Source organism: Methanobrevibacter sp. (genome assembly GCF_045116495.1).
Lineage (GTDB): Archaea > Methanobacteriota > Methanobacteria > Methanobacteriales > Methanobacteriaceae > Methanocatella.
Map to the genome: position 1 here is coordinate 1 of NZ_JBGULU010000176.1, position 2,099 is coordinate 2,099.

1 protein-coding gene is annotated in these 2,099 nt (G+C 38.1%); it reads left to right on the forward strand.

Going from position 1 to position 2,099, the window contains the following annotated elements; translation table 11 throughout:
• A partial coding sequence (locus ACJMLH_RS09500; RefSeq protein WP_405277067.1) for a right-handed parallel beta-helix repeat-containing protein occupies positions 1–2,099 on the forward strand: 2,099 nt, incomplete at both ends.

Sequence of the window (2,099 nt, forward strand, 5' to 3'; positions counted from 1 at the left end):
ATGTGATGATAACAAACGTCTACAACAACGGGGAATCATTCAGTCTCGAAAAGGTTGAATTCAAAAACAATAAAGCGGCAATCGTTCAGGCGGTAAATATCTACAACGAAACATATATGCGTCTAAAGGAACCTGTACTTGAAGACAAAACCATACTGAACAGGGAACATATGGACATCTGGAAATATAGCCCGGAACTTATTAACAACAGCGGAACCATTGCAGTAATGGACGAACCGTGTGATAAGGAATTCAGCTTTAACTGGCTTGAAAGAAGAATCAACCAGTCAGAGGATAAGATAATCAGACTTGAAAACAACATCCGACTTGAAAACTGTGAGCTTGACTTTTATGAAGGTGGAATGGAAATATCCAGAAGCGATGTGACAGTTGACGGAAACGGCCACTACATTGACGGAGCAAAAAGAACAGCCATTTTCCACATTACCGGTAAAAACGTCACATTAAAAAACATCCGTTTTAAAAACGCCAATCTTATCAATGATTTATACAGCCACACCACCGGAGGATCTGCAATACGGACAATCACCTCATCAAGCTTGAAGATAGAAAACTGCGAGTTTGCTGACAATGAATGCGATGATGACGGCGGTGCGATTTTAAACAAGTCAGAACTTGAGGTTTATGATTGTCTGTTTGAAAACAACACATCCAGGGCATATGGAGGAGCAATATGCAATAAGAACGCACTGATATTGAAAAACAACGAATTTAAAAATAACTCATCAAGAATCAGCCAGGACATTTTCAACTCAAGAAAGATTTCAGGCATCTTCAAAGATGAAAATGTCTTTGATGTAGGCGATGAATATCATGAATCCATATCTTTCTCTCGTTTGGCCGATGAAATCCCGAAAAACCGTAAAATTATTCTAAATTGTGACATCAGATTCGACTATAGACATGACCTGAATTTAAAAGACGGAATCGAAATAACCGATATAGAGTCACTGACTATTGATGGCAGGGGATTTTCAATAGATGGTGATGACAGGGCCGGACTTTTCAATCTTAAAAATTCAAATGTTGTTTTTAAAAACATTACATTTAAAAATGCAATCACACATGACAGCTCCATATTTGAAAATGATGCCCGAACCACATTCATAAACTGCAGATTCATCAACAATCATCCGTCATATAATAAGAGCCTGATAAACAATAACGGTCAGGTGAAACTTGAAAACTGCAGGTTCATAAATAACTTATCAAAAAACAGGTCATTGATATCAAACGATAATGAATTTGAGATTACGGGATGTGAATTCAGCCTGAATTCAAATGAAAAATCTACAATAGCGAACAGCGGCAAGCTTTCAATAGATAACTCAAAGTTCATAAATAACCACTCCGATGAAAATGCAGGAGCATTGAGAAACGAAAAGGAAGCAAGATTGCTGGTTGAAAACACCCTATTCAAATCCAATTCAACTTCAGCAAGCGGCGGTGCAGTTCTTAACTTTGGTGAACTTCTCTTTATCGGATGTCTGTTCGAATCCAATTTTTCCGATGGTGACGGAGGCGTCATAAACAATGAAAAGGATGCAAATCTGGAAATAAAAGATTCAGATATCATAAATAATTCATCAAAAGGTGATGGCGGAGCAGTCATCAACTGGGGAAACCTCTCATTTAAAAACAGCATTTTTTCCGATAACACTGCACGAAAGGACGGCGGTGTTGTAAACATACAGAAAGGAAGTCTTCTAATTGAAGACTGTGAATTTAACAAAAACAGCGCATTTGACGGAGGCTCTCTCTTCAATAGAGGCGATTTGAGAATTGAAAATTCCAGATTTGAGGATAACACTGCCAAAAAAGATGGTGGAGCCCTGAATACATATGACGGCAATATTAAAATCCTAAAAGCACTATTTATGAAAAATAATGCCGATGACGGCGGTGCAATATACTCAAGGGAAGGTGAAATACTCATCCTGGGCAGTGAATTTTTACAAAACACCGGAGGCATCAACGGCGGTGCGATTATAACATGGTGTGAAATGACTATTGAAGATTCAAGGCTTTCACAAAATTCGGCAAAGATTTATGGCGGAGCAATAAACAACCAGAAGAAT